The following is a 15,818-nucleotide window of genomic DNA, read 5'->3' on the forward strand; positions in this document are numbered from 1 at the left end:
TGTTTTTGGTGTTGGCTTGTTGTGGTGCTTGGCGATTATCGAACGCGTTGGTTGGGTGTTGTCGCGGTATCTGAAAAAGCGCCGAACGGGTGACCGTTCGGCGCTTTTGCATTTCTGCTGTCTATCAGCCGTTCTGCGCACGCCGCCGGACGCTGTATTTCTGACGTCAAACCCTTGATTTCATTGGGGTGGCAGCGTGCCACTAAAAAAATTCGCAAAACCCCCTAAAGCAAACCGCCACGACGACGATAACCATTACGAAGGTTCTCTAGGCCACACACCCGGCAAACGCCAGGGCCGGAAGCCGCAGTACCCAATCCAACGAGGAATTCGTCATGGCTTTGACCGTTAACACCAACACCACCTCTCTGGGCGTTCAGAAAAACCTGAGCCGTGCTTCCGACGCTCTGAGCACCTCGATGACCCGTCTGTCGTCCGGCCTGAAAATCAACAGCGCCAAAGACGACGCCGCCGGCCTGCAGATCGCTACCCGCATGACCTCGCAGATCCGCGGTCAGACCATGGCTATCAAGAACGCCAACGACGGTATCTCCATCGCCCAGACCGCTGAAGGCGCGATGCAAGAGCAGACCAACATCCTGCAGCGTATGCGTGAACTGGCCGTCCAGTCCCGAAACGACTCCAACAGCCAGCAAGACCGTGACGCTCTGAACAAAGAGTTCCAGTCGATGCTGTCGGAAATCGACCGTATCGCCGACTCCACCCAGCTGAACGGCAAGAACCTGCTGGACGGTACCGCTGGCGTCATGACCTTCCAGGTCGGCTCCAACACCGGCACCGCCAACCAGATCACCGTGACTCTCAGTGCCGCGATGAAAACCACCGGTACTGGCGCTGCGCTGACCGCCCTGGCTGGCAAGAGCATCACCGGTGCCAACAGCACCGCCGCCGAAGCCACCTTCACCGCCGCCATCAGCGCCATCGACGAGGCCCTGCAGGCAATCAACACCAACCGTGCTGACCTGGGTGCCGCCCAGAACCGTCTGACCAGCACCATCAACAACCTGCAGAACATCAACGAGAACGCCGAAGCTGCTCGTGGCCGTGTACAGGACACCGACTTCGCTGCCGAAACTGCCCAGCTGACCAAGCAGCAGACCCTGCAGCAAGCTTCGACCTCGGTTCTGGCTCAGGCCAACCAGCTGCCGTCGGCAGTTCTGAAGCTGCTGGGCTAATCTGCCTGATAGCTGCTGGCGGGGGAGTGCACTTGCGGCGCTCCCCCGCCTTTTCATTACGAGGTGGTGGACATGGACATGAGCGTCAAGCTGAACCTGTCTTATCCGGCCGCACGCTCGGCCGAGCAGGTTACCGACAAGCCGGTCTCGCGGCCGTTGGAAACATCCGCTGAGGGCGACAAGCAGGGCGCAGTCAAGGTGCACGACACCGACAACGTCAAGAACGCCGTGTCGCAGATCGAGCAATTCCTGAAAGAAACCCGACGTAATCTTGAGTTTTCCACGGATGAAGAATCCGGCAAGATTGTCGTCAAGGTCATCGCCAGCGAAACCGGCGAGCTGATCCGTCAGATTCCCTCCGAGGAGGCCCTGCGGATCGCCGAAAGCCTGCGCGATGTCAAAAGTGTACTGTTCAACGCCAAGGTCTGACCGGCGGCGAGCACTACGCGACACGAATCATGCCGGCCTTGCAGGAGCAGGGCCGGCGCGTTGAAGAGAGGGGCAGGACATGGCGACAATTACTCCTAGCACAGGCGTGGGCTACGGCCTCGAGATCAGCAAGATCGTCGATGCATTGGTGAAGTCCGATACTTCGGCCAAGTCTAACCAGATTGCTCGGCAGTCGAGCAATAACTCGGCGATCCTCTCGGGCATCGGCTCCCTGCGCAGCGCCCTGACGGCGTTCCAGGACGCCATGAAGAAGCTCAACGACAAGGATGCGCCTTCCTTCAACGCCTTTGCCGGTACTTCCGCCAACGAAAGCGTGGTCAAGGTCAAGACCACCAACAGTGCAGTTGCCGGTACCTACGATATCCGGGTCAGCCAACTGGCCACTGGTTCCAAGGTCGCCAGCCAGCAGTTCGCCGGGGGGGGAAGCTCGGCGATTAGCGAAGGTGAGCTGACCATCAGCCAGAACGGCAAGACCTACAAGGTCAATGTTGCTGCCGGTTCCACGCTGCAAAGCGTGCGCGACCAGATCAACAAGGAGCTGGGCAAGGAAGGCATCACCGCCAACGTTGTCAACGAGGCGGGCGGTTCGCGGCTGGTGTTCGGCTCTACCACGACCGGCAAGGGCAGTGACATTTCCGTCGGCGGTATCCCTGAGCTCACCATCGATGGCACGCAGAAGATGGTGGGTACGGGGGGCGGCTTTATCGACGCCCTGGCACAGGATGCCGAGTTCTCCGTCGACGGTTTGAAACTGACCAGCTCCAAGAACGCCGTCGACAACGCGGTCAGTGGCCTGAGCCTCGAGCTTACCGGCACCACTTCGCCCACTGCCACGACCGGGGTCAAGGTGAGTGTGACGCTCGATAACGATGGCCTGAAGAAATCGGTTCAGTCGTTTGTCGATGCTTACAACACCCTGCGCAAGGCTGTTACCGCCCTAACGACACCGACCAAGGACTCTTCCGGTAACGTGACCAGCCTGGGCCCGTTGACCAACGATCCGACCACGCGCTCGTTGCTGAGCGACATCGGCAAGGTGATCGCCGAAGCCGGTTCGGGCACCCAGCTCAATACCCTCAGCCAGCTGGGTATCAACACCCAGAAAGACGGCACGCTTGAGTTCAACAGCACCAAGTTCACCGCTGCACTGAACGACAAGAAGCTTGGCTCGGAGATTCAGGGGCTGTTCACTGCCGACGGTGGCGTTTTCGACCGGATGACCAAGGCCCTCGATCCCTACGTCAAGACCGGCGGTTCGCTGGATTCGCGCAAGACGGCGCTCGACAAGGTGACCAAGAACCTGCAGGACCAGCAGGCTGCGCTGGACCGCCGTACCGAGCTGCTGACCACCTCGCTGACCAAGAAGTACGCAGCGCTCGACACCGCCCTGGGCCTGATGAAGAAGCAGGGCGAGCAGATCGTCTCGATCTTCGATGCGATGAATGCCCAGGCCAAGAAAGGCTAATCGCTAAGCGGCGACAAAAGCCCGGTGACACCTTGCAGGTGTCCCGGGCTTTGTGTTTCATGGCTAAAGTTTTTTGACGAGCTGGCGATAAAGCAGGTATACGCAACCTTTTCGCTGCAATGAGGTAGTTCCATGAACCCGATGTTGGCCCTTCGGCAGTACCAGAAAGTCAACGGTGCTGCACAGACTTCCGAAGCCAGTCCGCACCGTCTGGTGCAGATGCTGATGCAGGGCGGTCTTGACCGGATGGCCCAGGCCAAGGGCGCCATCGCGCGCAAGGACATCGCCCAGAAGGGCATTCTGATCGGCAAGGCCATCGACATCATTGGTGGCCTGCGCGAAGGGCTGGATCTGGAGAATCACGCCGACAGCCTGACCGACCTCGACAACCTGTACCAGTACATGAGCCGTCGCCTGATCGAAGCCAACGTCCACAGCGACCCGGCGATCATCGACGAAGTGGCGCGCCTGCTGATCACGGTCAAGGAAGGCTGGGACGCCATCGGCGAACAAGTGCCGGCAGAGTAATTCCAGGAGGCGCACATGAGCGAAGTGATTGCACGTATCGAAGAGACCCGCGATGCCTTGCTGGCAGCGTTCGCTGAGCGCGACTGGGATGCGGTGGGCAAGCTCGACCTGGCATGTCGCGTGTGCGTCGAGGATATCCTGGCCGAAGCGCGGGAAAACGATGCGCAGGTCAGGAGCAGCCTGGATGAATTGCTGACGGTCTATCGCCAATTGATTGAAGTTGCAAGTGGTGAACGTCAATCAATAGTCGACGAGATGGCGCAGATCCGTCAGGCAAAAAACGCGACAAAGGTATACCATCTGTTCAGCTGATCGCTGGGCAATGCAAGAAGCTGCGCGCCATAAATTTGACTGTGTGCTGTTTTTTGACTTAACTAGTGGCTGTTTTCGAAATTTCAGACGTCCGAACACTGACCATTCAGTCGGAATGATGTCGAGCACGCCCTCGGGCGCCGATATGACTAGGGAAGTTAGTATTGAATGTGGCGTGAAACCAAGATCCTCCTGATCGATGACGACAGCGAACGCCGCCGCGATCTGGCGGTGGTCCTGAATTTTCTCGGCGAAGAGAACCTTTCCTGCTCCAGTGCGGACTGGCAGCAGTCGGTAGAGGCGTTGTCTTCGAGCAGGGAAGTACTGTGTGTGCTGATCGGGGCGGTAAATGCTCCGGCAAGTGTCCTGGGCCTGCTTAAGACAGTGGCTGCGTGGGATGAGTTCCTTCCGGTTCTGCTTCTGGGCGAAATTTCTTCCGCCGAGTTCCCTGAAGACTTGCGCCGGCGCGTGCTGTCCAACCTGGAGATGCCGCCGAGCTACAGCCAGTTGCTCGACTCGCTGCACCGCGCCCAGGTCTATCGTGAAATGTACGACCAGGCCCGCGAGCGCGGTCGTCAGCGCGAACCCAACCTGTTCCGCAGCCTGGTTGGAACCAGTCGTGCGATCCAGCATGTGCGGCAGATGATGCAGCAGGTGGCCGACACCGATGCCAGTGTGCTGATCCTCGGTGAGTCCGGCACGGGCAAGGAGGTGGTGGCGCGCAACCTGCACTACCACTCCAAGCGCCGTGAAGCGCCGTTCGTGCCGGTCAATTGCGGGGCGATTCCGGCCGAGTTGCTCGAAAGCGAGCTGTTCGGGCATGAGAAGGGCGCCTTCACCGGGGCGATCACCAGCCGTGCGGGGCGTTTCGAGCTGGCCAACGGCGGCACCCTGTTCCTCGACGAGATCGGCGACATGCCGTTGCCGATGCAGGTCAAGCTGTTGCGGGTACTGCAGGAGCGCACTTTCGAGCGGGTTGGCAGCAACAAGACCCAGAGCATCGATGTGCGCATTATCGCGGCGACCCACAAGAACCTCGAGAGCATGATCGAGGAGGGGACCTTCCGCGAAGACCTGTACTATCGCCTGAACGTCTTCCCTATCGAAATGGCACCGCTGCGCGAGCGTGTCGAGGACATCCCGCTGCTGATGAACGAGCTGATCTCGCGCATGGAGCACGAGAAGCGCGGCTCTATCCGTTTCAACTCGGCCTCGATCATGTCGCTGTGCCGGCATGGCTGGCCGGGCAACGTCCGTGAGCTGGCCAACCTGGTCGAGCGCATGGCGATCATGCACCCGTACGGGGTGATCGGTGTTGCCGAGCTGCCGAAGAAATTCCGCTACGTCGATGACGAAGACGAGCAGTTGGTCGACAGTCTGCGCAGCGATCTCGAAGAGCGCGTGGCGATCAACGGTCATGCGCCGAACTTCTCCAGCCACGCCATGCTGCCGCCGGAAGGCCTGGACCTGAAGGACTACCTCGGCAGCCTTGAGCAGGGGCTGATCCAGCAAGCCCTGGACGATGCCAACGGTATCGTTGCTCGTGCCGCCGAACGCCTGCGCATCCGTCGAACCACGCTTGTGGAGAAGATGCGCAAGTACGGCATGAGCCGCCAGGGCGGCGAAGACCAGGCCGAAGACTGAAGGCCCGGCCCCTTGCAGGTGCAACCTCGTGTCGCGCCTGCAAGGGGTCGGCGTTCGTTCAGAAACCCCATCCCCGGCACGGCTATTGCTACACCGCAGGCAAAGTACCGTTTTTATGACGGTCAGCCATGCGAGAGAGCACGATGCCCCAGGCCGCCCATATCTCCCGAGCCCCTGAGCAGCAGGGACGCACCCCGGTCGAACAGGAAAGTCGACAAGGGCTCGAGCAGGCGTTCGCCCTGTTCAACCAGGTTTCCTCCCAGCTCAGCGAGTCGTACAACATGCTCGAGGCGCGCGTCAGCGAGCTCAAGGGCGAGTTGGAAGTGGTCAGCGCGCAGCGTATGGCCGAGCTGGGTGAAAAGGAACGTCTGGCCAACCGTTTGCAGCATTTGCTGGATTTGCTGCCTGGCGGGGTGATCGTCATCGATGGCCAGGGCCATGTGCGCGAAGCCAACCCTGCCGCCTGTGAGTTGCTCGGTGCGCCGTTGGTCGGTGAGCTGTGGCGCCAGGTCATCGCCCGCAGCTTCGCGCCGCGAGAAGATGACGGCCATGAGGTGTCGCTGCGTGACGGTCGACGCCTGTCCATTGCCACCCGTTCGCTGGATGCCGAGCCCGGCCAGTTGGTGTTGCTCAACGACCTGACTGAAACCCGTCGCCTGCAGGGGCAACTGGCGCGTCACGAGCGTCTGTCGTCGTTGGGGCGCATGGTCGCGTCGCTGGCCCACCAGATTCGTACGCCGCTGTCGGCGGCGCTGCTCTATGCCAGCCACCTGGCAGACGATGAGGGGGAGCTGGCGCTGGCAACCCGGCAGCGCTTTGCCGGCAGCCTCAAGGAGCGCTTGCACGAGCTCGAGCATCAGGTGCGCGACATGCTGGTGTTTGCCCGCGGCGAGCTGCCGCTGAGTGATCGGTTGACCCCCAAGGCGCTGTTCCAGGCGCTGCAGCAGGCCGCGCAGTCGCATGTGCAGGGGCATGCGGTGCGCTGGCAGTGCGACACACACCTGGGCGAGTTGCTGTGCAATCGCGACACCCTGGTCGGTGCCTTGCTCAACCTGATCGAAAACGCGCTGCAGGCAAGCCCTGAGCCTGCGCGCCTGAAGGTTCACCTGTTCCGGCGCGGGCTGAGCCTGCACCTGTGCGTCAGTGATGCAGGCAGCGGAATCGACGCGCAACTGCTGGCGCGTCTGGGCGAGCCGTTCCTGACCACCAAGGCCACCGGCACCGGTCTGGGCTTGGCGGTGGTCAAGGCGGTGGTCAAGGCGCATCAGGGTAGCCTGGAGTTGCGTTCGAAGGTCGGCCGCGGCACCTGCGTGCGGGTGGTGCTGCCGCTGATCGGCGGGCAATCGACGGAGGTGTTGTGATGGTCAAGGTGTTGCTGGTCGAGGATGACCGTGTCCTGCGTCAGGCGCTGGGCGATACCCTGGAGATCGGCGGCTTCGACTACCGCGCCGTGGGCAGCGCCGAGGAAGCGCTGGATGCCGTGGCCGAGGACGCCTACGGCCTGGTGGTCAGCGATGTGAACATGCCGGGCATGGACGGCCATCAGTTGCTGGCCAGGTTGCGTCGCCATCATCCACAACTTCCGGTGCTACTGATGACCGCTCATGCTGCGGTCGAGCGTGCCGTGGAGGCGATGCGCCAAGGGGCTGCCGACTATCTGGTCAAGCCGTTCGAGCCCAAGGCACTGCTGAGCCTGGTCGAGCGGCATGCGGCGGGTCGCCTGGATGCCGAGGAAGAAGGGCCGGTGGCTAGCGAGCCGGCCAGCAGGCAGTTGCTCGAACTGGCCGCCCGTGTTGCCCGCAGTGACTCCACGGTGCTGATCTCGGGCGAGTCGGGTACCGGCAAGGAAGTGCTGGCGCGCTACATTCACCAGCAGTCGGGGCGTGCAGCGCAGCCGTTCGTGGCGATCAACTGTGCGGCGATTCCGGACAACATGCTCGAAGCCACACTGTTCGGTCACGAAAAAGGCGCGTTCACCGGTGCTATCGCGGCCCAAGCGGGCAAGTTCGAGCAGGCCGAAGGCGGCACCCTGTTGCTCGACGAAATTTCCGAAATGCCACTTGGCCTGCAGGCCAAGCTGTTGCGCGTGCTGCAGGAGCGGGAGGTCGAGCGGGTCGGCGGGCGCAAGCCGATCACCCTGGACATCCGCGTGCTGGCCACCACCAACCGTGACCTGGCGGGCGAGGTGGCGGCGGGGCGCTTCCGCGAAGACCTGTACTACCGTCTTTCGGTCTTCCCGCTGGCCTGGCGCCCGCTGCGCGAGCGCAGCGCCGATATCCTGCCGCTGGCCGAGCGCCTGCTGGCCAAGCATGTCGGCAAGATGAAGCATGCGCCGGTTCGTCTGTCGGCCGAGGCGCGGGCATGCCTGCAAGCGCACGCATGGCCTGGCAACGTGCGCGAGCTGGACAACGCGCTGCAGCGAGCGCTGATCCTGCAGCAAGGTGGGGTGATCGAGGCGGCGGATTTCTGTCTGGCGGGCGCCATTCCCTTGTCGCCAGTGAGTGATGATATCACTGAGCCATCATCGCTCGAATCGTCCTCGGAGTCCAGTGGCCTGGGCGACGATATGCGTCGTCATGAGTTCCAGATGATCATCGATACCTTGCGCGCCGAACGTGGGCGTCGCAAGGAGGCCGCCGAGCGTCTGGGCATCAGCCCGCGCACGCTGCGCTACAAGCTGGCGCAGATGCGCGATGCGGGGATGGATGTCGAGGCCAGCCTGTACGGGTGAGCGCCTCTGCGGAGTGACTTTGCGAAGGCTGGCACCTTTGTTGCTTTAACCGTTTTACCCGCTGCATCAGTGTCAAAAAAATGCGGCCGCCGGAGAGAGAAGGTCATGAGCCAAGGTGTTGAATTCAATCGTCTGATGTTGGACATGCGCGCGATGCAGGCCGATGCCATGTCGCTGCCCAAGCTCGCCGCTGCGCCTGAGCTTGCCCCGGGCCAGAGCAGCTTCGCCGACATGCTCGGCCAGGCCATCAACAAGGTCAGCGATACCCAGCAGGCATCCAGCCAGTTGGCCAACGCCTTCGAGATCGGCAAGAGCGGCGTCGACCTCACCGACGTGATGATCGCCTCGCAGAAGGCCAGTGTGTCGTTCCAGGCCCTGACCCAGGTGCGCAACAAGCTGGTCCAGGCGTACCAGGACATCATGCAGATGCCGGTTTGAGGACGTATTGAGTCATGGCCGAAGCAGTCGTCGATAACGCCCCCGCCAAGAGTGGCCCGCCCGTGGCCAAGCCGCCGCTGTTCGGCATGGCGTTCCTGGAAAACATCTCGCAGATGCCCATGCTGCGTCAGGTCGGCCTGCTGGTCGGGCTGGCCGCCAGCGTGGCTATCGGCTTTGCCGTGGTGCTCTGGTCGCAGCAGCCGGATTACCGTCCGCTGTATGGCAGCCTGGCCGGCATGGACACCAAGCAGGTCATGGAAACCCTGGCCGCCGCTGATATTCCCTACACCGTCGAGCCGAATTCCGGTGCACTGCTGGTCAAGGCCGATGACCTCTCCCGTGCCCGCATGAAACTGGCCGCCGCCGGCGTGGCGCCGAGCGACGGCAACATCGGGTTCGAGATCCTCGACAAGGACCAGGGCCTGGGCACCAGCCAGTTCATGGAGGCGACCCGTTACCGTCGCGGCCTGGAAGGCGAATTGGCGCGGACCATCTCCAGCCTGAACAACATCAAGGCTGCACGGGTGCACCTGGCCATTCCGAAAAGCTCGGTATTCGTGCGTGACGAGCGCCGCCCGAGCGCTTCGGTACTGGTCGAGATGTTCCCGGGGCGCAACCTGGAAGCCGGTCAGGTGATGGCGATCGTCAACCTGGTTGCCACCAGCGTGCCGGAGCTGGACAAGTCGCAAGTCACCGTGGTCGACCAGAAGGGCAACCTGCTCTCCGACCAGTTGCAAGACACCTCGCTGACCGTGGCCGGCAAGCAGTTCGATTACACCCGGCGTATGGAAGGCCTGCTCACCCAGCGTGTGCACAATATCCTGCAGCCTGTGCTGGGCAACGACCGCTACAAGGCCGAGGTGTCCGCCGATGTCGACTTCAACGCAGTCGAGTCCACCTCTGAACAGTTCAACCCCGATCAACCTGCCCTGCGCAGCGAGCAGTCGGTGAATGAGCAGCGTGCCAGCAGCCAGGGCCCGCAGGGTGTGCCCGGTGCGCTGAGCAACCAGCCGCCGGCGGGTGCCGCCGCCCCGGAAAACGCCGCTGGCGGTGGTGCGCCAGCCGGCGCCATTGCCCCGGGCCAGCCGCTGGTCGATGCCAACGGCCAGCAGATCATGGACCCGGCCACCGGCCAGCCGATGCTCGCGCCATATCCGTCCGACAAGCGTCAGCAGAGCACCAAGAACTTCGAGCTGGACCGCTCCATCAGCCATACCCGCCAGCAGCAAGGTCGCCTGACCCGCCTGTCGGTGGCCGTGGTGGTGGACGACCAGGTCAAGGTCGATGCCAATGGCGAGACCACTCGCGCGCCCTGGGGCGCCGAGGACCTGTCGCGCTTCACTCGCCTGGTGCAGGATGCGGTCGGCTTCGACGCCAGCCGTGGCGACAGCGTGACCGTGATGAACGTGCCGTTCTCCGCCGACCGCGGTGAAGTGCTCGCCGACATTCCGTTCTACTCGCAGCCGTGGTTCTGGGACATCATCAAGCAAGTGCTGGGCGTGGTGTTCATCCTGGTGCTGGTGTTCGGCGTGCTGCGCCCTGTGCTCAACAACATCACCGGTGGCGGCAAGAGTGCGGCCACCGACAGCGACATGGAACTGGGCGGCATGATCGGCCTGGACGGCGAGCTCGGCAACGACCGCGTCAGCCTCGGCGGCCCGAGCAGTATCCTGTTGCCAAGCCCGAGCGAAGGCTACGAGGCGCAACTGAACGCAATCAAGGGCCTGGTGGCCGAAGACCCGGGCCGTGTCGCCCAGGTCGTGAAAGAGTGGATCAACGCCGATGAGTGACAACCGAGCCGTTACCGCCAAGCTGAGCCGCGTCGACAAGGCGGCGATTCTCCTGCTGTCCCTGGGCGAGACCGATGCAGCCCAGGTCCTGCGCCACATGGGGCCCAAGGAAGTGCAGCGGGTCGGCGTCGCCATGGCGCAGATGGGCAATGTGCACCGCGAGCAGGTCGAGCAGGTCATGAGCGAGTTCGTCGAGATCGTCGGCGACCAGACCAGCCTGGGCGTCGGCTCCGACGGCTATATCCGCAAGATGCTCAACCAGGCGCTCGGCGAGGACAAGGCCAACGGCCTGATCGACCGCATCCTGCTCGGTGGCAACACCAGCGGCCTGGACAGCCTGAAGTGGATGGAGCCGCGTGCCGTGGCCGATGTCATCCGCTATGAGCACCCGCAGATCCAGGCCATCGTGGTCGCCTACCTCGATCCCGACCAGGCCGGTGAAGTGTTGAGCAATTTTGACCACAAGGTGCGCCTGGACATCGTCCTGCGCGTTTCGTCGTTGAACACCGTGCAACCGGCGGCACTCAAGGAACTGAACCAGATCCTCGAGAAACAGTTCTCGGGCAACTCCAATGCCGCGCGCACCACCCTGGGTGGCATCAAGCGCGCTGCCGACATCATGAACTTCCTCGACAGTTCCGTGGAAGGCCAGCTGATGGATGCGATCCGCGATATCGACAGCGACCTGTCGGAGCAGATCGAAGACCTGATGTTCGTCTTCAACAACCTGGCCGACGTCGACGACCGTGGTATCCAGGCGCTGCTGCGCGAGGTGTCCTCGGACGTGCTGGTGGTGTCGCTCAAGGGCGCGGACGAGAAGGTCAAGGACAAGATCTTCAAGAACATGTCCAAGCGTGCTTCGGAACTGCTGCGCGACGACCTGGAGGCCAAGGGGCCGGTGCGGGTCAGCGATGTGGAGGCGGCGCAGAAGGAAATCCTCACCATCGCTCGACGCATGGCCGAGGCCGGCGAGATCGTGCTCGGTGGCAAGGGTGCCGAGGAAATGATCTAAGCGATTTCGCGCACCGTGCTGACTGGCGCTGACCCTGTGGGCGCGGGCTTGCCCGCGACGGCGCCAGGCCAGGCAACGCGTTGCCCCTGCTGACGCATTCGCGGGCAAGCCCGCTCCCACGGGGATCGCGTTGGCCGAACATGGTTTCGAGAACATGACAGCATGTCCACCAAAGAACATCCCAGCGACCTGATCCGCGCCCGCGACCTCGAGGGTGTCGATGTGTGGGCACTGCCCAGCTTCGATCCGGAGCCCGAGTTCGAGCCTGAGCCTGAACCCGAGGTGGTCGAGGAAGTCGAGGAAGTGCCGCTGGAGGAAGTCCAGCCGTTGACCCTCGAAGAGCTCGAGGCGATCCGTCAGGAGGCCTACAACGAAGGCTTCGTCACTGGCGAGCGCGAGGGTTTCCACAGCACGCAGCTCAAGGTGCGCCAGGAAGCCGAGGAGGCACTGACGGCCAAGCTGGCAGGCCTGGAGCAACTGATGGCGAACTTGCTCGAGCCCATTGCCGAGCAGGACACCCAGATCGAGAAGTCCCTCGTGCACCTGGTCGTCCATGTCGCCCGTCAGGTGATCGGCCGCGAGCTGCGTAGCGACTCCGGGCAGATCACCCATGTGCTGCGTGAGGCCCTCAAGTTGCTGCCAATGGGCGCCGACAATATTCGCATCCACCTCAATCCCCAGGACTTCGAGCTGGCCAAGGCCTTGCGCGAGCGTCACGAGGAGAGCTGGAAGCTGCTCGAAGACGAGTCCTTGCTGCCGGGTGGTTGCCGCATCGAGACGGCCCACAGCCGCATCGATGCCACCATGGAAACCCGCATGGAGAAGGCCGTGGCGCAACTGTTCGAGCAGTCCCACGATCAATCCCTGCATCCGGCGGCACCGGATCTGTCCATTGAGCTGGATGCGCCCGATGCGCCTTGATCGCACCAGTTTCGCCAAGCGCTTGAGTGGTTATGCCGAGGCGGTGAGCCTGCCCGAGCAGCCGGTGGTCGAGGGGCGCCTGCTGCGTATGGTCGGCCTTACCCTCGAAGCCGAAGGCTTGCGCGGGGCGGTAGGCAGCCGCTGCATGGTGATCAACGACGACAGCTACCACCCGGTGCAGGTCGAGGCCGAGGTGATGGGCTTTGCCGGCAGCAAGGTCTTCCTCATGCCGGTCGGCAGTATCGCCGGTATCGCCCCGGGGGCGCGGGTGGTGCCGCTGGATGACAGCGGCCGCCTGCCGATGGGCATGAGCATGCTTGGGCGGGTGCTCGATGGCGCTGGCCGTGCCCTCGATGGCAAGGGCGGGATGAAGGCCGAGGACTGGGTGCCGCTGGATGGTCCGGTGATCAACCCGCTCAACCGCGATCCGATCAGTCAGCCGCTCGACGTGGGCATCCGCAGCATCAACGGCCTGTTGACCGTCGGTCGCGGCCAGCGCCTGGGCCTGTTCGCCGGTACCGGTGTCGGTAAGTCGGTGCTGCTGGGCATGATGACCCGCTTCACCAAGGCCGACATCATCGTCGTCGGGCTGATCGGCGAGCGGGGCCGCGAGGTGAAGGAGTTCATCGAGCACATCCTCGGCGAAGAAGGGCTCAAGCGTTCGGTGGTGGTCGCCTCACCGGCCGACGATGCGCCGCTGATGCGCCTGCGCGCAGCCATGTATTGCACGCGCATCGCCGAGTATTTCCGCGACAAGGGCAAGAATGTCCTGCTGTTGATGGATTCGCTGACCCGTTTTGCCCAGGCGCAGCGGGAAATCGCCCTGGCCATCGGCGAGCCGCCCGCCACCCGTGGCTACCCGCCGTCGGTGTTCGCCAAGTTGCCCAAGCTGGTCGAACGCGCGGGCAATGGCGAGGCCGGCGGGGGTTCGATCACCGCGTTCTATACCGTGCTTTCCGAGGGTGATGACCAGCAGGATCCGATCGCCGACTCGGCGCGTGGCGTGCTGGACGGTCACTTCGTGCTGTCCCGGCGTCTGGCCGAGGAAGGGCATTATCCGGCGATCGACATCGAGGCCTCGATCAGCCGGGTGATGCCGCAGGTGGTGGATGCCGACCATCTGCGCCAGGCGCAGAAATTCAAGCAACTGTGGTCGCGTTTGTCGCAGAGTCGCGACCTGATCAGCGTCGGTGCCTACGTGGCCGGTGGCGATCCGGAAACCGACCTGGCCATTGCCTTGCAGTCCAAGCTGGTGGCGTTCTTGCGCCAAGGGCTGGACGAGAGTGTCGGCATGGCCGAGAGCGGCGAGCAGTTGGGCGCGGTGTTCGCCCCGCCGGCGGGCGGCTGATAGGCCATGGCCCTGCCCAGTCGTGCCGCGCGCCTGTCGCCGGTGGTGGAGATGGCCGAGGAGGCCGAGCGCAAGGCCGTCCAGCGCATGGGCCATTTCCAGCAATTGGTGGCCCAGGCCCAGGCCAAGCTCGCCGAGCTTGAGCGTTTTCGCGAGGACTACCAGTTGCAGTGGATCAACCGCGGCAGCCAGGGCGTTGGCGGCAGCTGGTTGGTTAACTACCAGCGCTTTCTGGGGCAGTTGGAAACGGCCATGACCCAGCAGCGTCAGAGCCTGACCTGGCACCAGAACAACCTCAAGAACGCCCGTGATGCCTGGCAACAGGCCTATGCCCGGGTCGAGGGCCTGCGCAAGCTGGTGCAGCGATACCTGGACGAGGCTCGTCGGGCAGAAGACAAGCGCGAGCAGAAGTTGCTCGACGAGCTATCGCAGCGGTTGCCGCGGCAGAATCATTTCTAGCTCGACGTTGCTTCAACCCGCTGCGCTTGCGGCCTGGCTGGGCGACTGCTAAACCTTCCTGAGTCGTAGCCATCTTCGAAGGAATCGCACGCATGGCAGTCGAATCTGATTTTTCACCGGACGAAAAGCAGTTGACGATCAAGGTCAAGGGCCGTTTCGATTTTGGCAAGCATCAGGAATTTCGTGACGCCTACGAGCGCTTGGATCCGACCCCGAATTCGGTAGTGGTGGATCTCAAGGACGCGACGTATCTGGACAGCTCCGCGCTGGGCATGCTGCTGCTGTTGCGCGATCACGCCGGTGGCGAGCGCTCGGATATCAAAGTGATCAATACCAGTTCGGACGTGCGCAAGATTCTCGCCATTTCCAATTTCGAAAAACTGTTCGACGTCAGCTGAGCCGACCATGCCCGCCGAACAGGGATTGAGGGTGCTGATCGCCGAGGACGGTGCGGCGGATCGCTTGCTGCTCGCGCAGATCGTGCGGCGCCAGGGGCACGAGGTGGTCACTGCCGAAAATGGCGAGCAGGCCGTGGCACTGTTCGCCGAAGAGCGGCCGGACCTGGTGCTGCTCGATGCCTTGATGCCGGTGATGGATGGCTTCGAGGCGGCGCGACGGATCAAGGCCATGGCCGGTGAAGCGCTGGTGCCGATCATCTTCCTCACCTCGATGAACGAGGAGCAGGGGCTGGTGCGTTGCCTGGAGGCCGGCGGCGACGATTTCATGGCCAAGCCCTACAGCGCGGTGATTCTGGCCGCCAAGATCGGCGCGATGGATCGCCTGCGCCGGCTGCAGGCCACGGTGCTGGAGCAGCGCGACGAACTGGCCCGTCACCACCATCACCTGCTCAACGAGCAGCGCGTGGCCAAAGCCGTGTTCGACAAGGTCGCCCATTCCGGTTGCCTGAGAAGCAGCAATATCCGCTACCTGCAGTCGCCCTACGCATTGTTCAACGGCGACCTGCTGCTGGCTGCGTTCACACCTTCGGGCGACATGCATGTACTGCTGGGTGATTTCACTGGACACGGCCTGCCGGCGGCTGTTGGGGCGATGCCCCTGGCCGAGGTGTTCTATGGCATGACCGCCAAGGGCTATGGCCTGGTCGAGACGCTGCGCGAGATGAACGCCAAGCTCAAGCGCATCCTGCCGGTGGACATGTTCTGTTGCGCGCTGCTGCTGAACCTGAGCTTCGAGCGTGGCACGGTCGAGGTGTGGAACGGCGGCATGCCCGATGGCTATCGCTTGTCGGCCGCCGGCGAGGTGCTGTCGGTGCTGCAATCGCGGCATTTGCCGCTGGGTATCCTTGCGCCCGAGCAGTTCGACGACCGCACCGACATACTGCCGCTGACGGCGGGGGAGCGAGTGTTCCTGCTCTCCGATGGCGTGGTCGATACCGGCGATGCAAAGGATCGATTGTTTGGCGTGGAGCGTTTGCGTGAGGTGTTGGCGGCCAACCGAGACCCTGGGCAGCTGTTCGATGAAGTGACACAGGCACTGGAGCGTTTTGGCGGTGTGCCGCGAGAC

Annotated in this window: 16 protein-coding genes; all 16 read left to right on the forward strand. The window is 63.0% G+C overall.

Translation table 11 applies throughout. From position 1 onward, the window contains the following. Positions 1–335 precede the first annotated feature (335 nt). Positions 336–1,196: a flagellin domain-containing protein gene (locus ACPZMI_RS11815; RefSeq protein ID WP_411382994.1), complete on the forward strand. Its 861-nt coding sequence runs from the start codon at positions 336–338 to the stop codon at positions 1,194–1,196. A gap of 72 nt (positions 1,197–1,268) precedes the next feature. Continuing rightward, positions 1,269–1,625, forward strand: a complete 357-nt coding sequence (locus ACPZMI_RS11820) for a flagellar protein FlaG (protein ID WP_186666439.1) — start codon at positions 1,269–1,271, stop codon at positions 1,623–1,625. Between the two features lie 79 nt (positions 1,626–1,704). After that, positions 1,705–3,111 (forward strand): flagellar filament capping protein FliD, encoded by a 1,407-nt coding sequence (gene fliD, locus ACPZMI_RS11825; protein ID WP_411382993.1) that lies wholly within the window; start codon positions 1,705–1,707, stop codon positions 3,109–3,111. A 132-nt stretch (positions 3,112–3,243) separates the two neighbouring features. Next, the gene (gene fliS, locus ACPZMI_RS11830) at positions 3,244–3,639 is read left to right on the forward strand and encodes a flagellar export chaperone FliS (RefSeq protein WP_426352271.1); all 396 of its coding nucleotides are present in this window, start codon (positions 3,244–3,246) and stop codon (positions 3,637–3,639) included. 15 nt (positions 3,640–3,654) lie between these two features. Beyond that, the gene (fliT, locus tag ACPZMI_RS11835) at positions 3,655–3,951 is read left to right on the forward strand and encodes a flagellar protein FliT (RefSeq protein ID WP_186666437.1); all 297 of its coding nucleotides are present in this window, start codon (positions 3,655–3,657) and stop codon (positions 3,949–3,951) included. Between the two features lie 168 nt (positions 3,952–4,119). Then, positions 4,120–5,595 carry a transcriptional regulator FleQ gene (gene fleQ / locus ACPZMI_RS11840; protein WP_186666436.1) on the forward strand — a complete coding sequence of 492 codons (1,476 nt, stop codon included), beginning with the start codon at positions 4,120–4,122 and terminating at the stop codon, positions 5,593–5,595. A 143-nt stretch (positions 5,596–5,738) separates the two neighbouring features. After that, positions 5,739–6,956 carry a sensor histidine kinase gene (locus ACPZMI_RS11845; protein ID WP_426352272.1) on the forward strand — a complete coding sequence of 406 codons (1,218 nt, stop codon included), beginning with the start codon at positions 5,739–5,741 and terminating at the stop codon, positions 6,954–6,956. Beyond that, a complete protein-coding gene (locus tag ACPZMI_RS11850) occupies positions 6,953–8,326 on the forward strand; it encodes a sigma-54-dependent transcriptional regulator (protein ID WP_288376119.1) in 1,374 nt (457 codons plus the stop codon). The genes ACPZMI_RS11845 and ACPZMI_RS11850 overlap by 4 nt, the downstream gene beginning before the upstream one ends. Before the next feature lie 105 nt (positions 8,327–8,431). Next, on the forward strand, positions 8,432–8,764 hold the full coding sequence (gene fliE, locus ACPZMI_RS11855; protein ID WP_426352273.1) for a flagellar hook-basal body complex protein FliE: 333 nt from the start codon (positions 8,432–8,434) through the stop codon (positions 8,762–8,764). Positions 8,765–8,778: 14 nt separating this feature from the next. Continuing rightward, on the forward strand, positions 8,779–10,554 hold the full coding sequence (gene fliF, locus ACPZMI_RS11860; RefSeq protein ID WP_426352274.1) for a flagellar basal-body MS-ring/collar protein FliF: 1,776 nt from the start codon (positions 8,779–8,781) through the stop codon (positions 10,552–10,554). Further along, a complete protein-coding gene (fliG, locus tag ACPZMI_RS11865; RefSeq protein ID WP_186666427.1) occupies positions 10,547–11,566 on the forward strand; it encodes a flagellar motor switch protein FliG in 1,020 nt (339 codons plus the stop codon). The genes fliF and fliG overlap by 8 nt, the downstream gene beginning before the upstream one ends. Before the next feature lie 162 nt (positions 11,567–11,728). Further along, a complete protein-coding gene (gene fliH, locus ACPZMI_RS11870) occupies positions 11,729–12,487 on the forward strand; it encodes a flagellar assembly protein FliH (protein WP_426352275.1) in 759 nt (252 codons plus the stop codon). Next, positions 12,477–13,835, forward strand: coding sequence for a flagellar protein export ATPase FliI (gene fliI / locus ACPZMI_RS11875; protein ID WP_186666424.1), 1,359 nt, complete (start codon positions 12,477–12,479; stop codon positions 13,833–13,835). The genes fliH and fliI overlap by 11 nt, the downstream gene beginning before the upstream one ends. Before the next feature lie 6 nt (positions 13,836–13,841). Beyond that, a complete protein-coding gene (gene fliJ, locus ACPZMI_RS11880) occupies positions 13,842–14,294 on the forward strand; it encodes a flagellar export protein FliJ (RefSeq protein WP_186666423.1) in 453 nt (150 codons plus the stop codon). Between the two features lie 92 nt (positions 14,295–14,386). Continuing rightward, the gene (locus tag ACPZMI_RS11885) at positions 14,387–14,692 is read left to right on the forward strand and encodes an STAS domain-containing protein (RefSeq protein ID WP_186666422.1); all 306 of its coding nucleotides are present in this window, start codon (positions 14,387–14,389) and stop codon (positions 14,690–14,692) included. 7 nt (positions 14,693–14,699) lie between these two features. Further along, a partial coding sequence (locus ACPZMI_RS11890; RefSeq protein WP_426352276.1) for a PP2C family protein-serine/threonine phosphatase occupies positions 14,700–15,818 on the forward strand: 1,119 nt, incomplete at its 3' end.

It is taken from the genome of Pseudomonas wayambapalatensis, from assembly GCF_049942315.1.
GTDB classification, from domain to species: Bacteria; Pseudomonadota; Gammaproteobacteria; order Pseudomonadales; family Pseudomonadaceae; genus Aquipseudomonas; species Aquipseudomonas wayambapalatensis.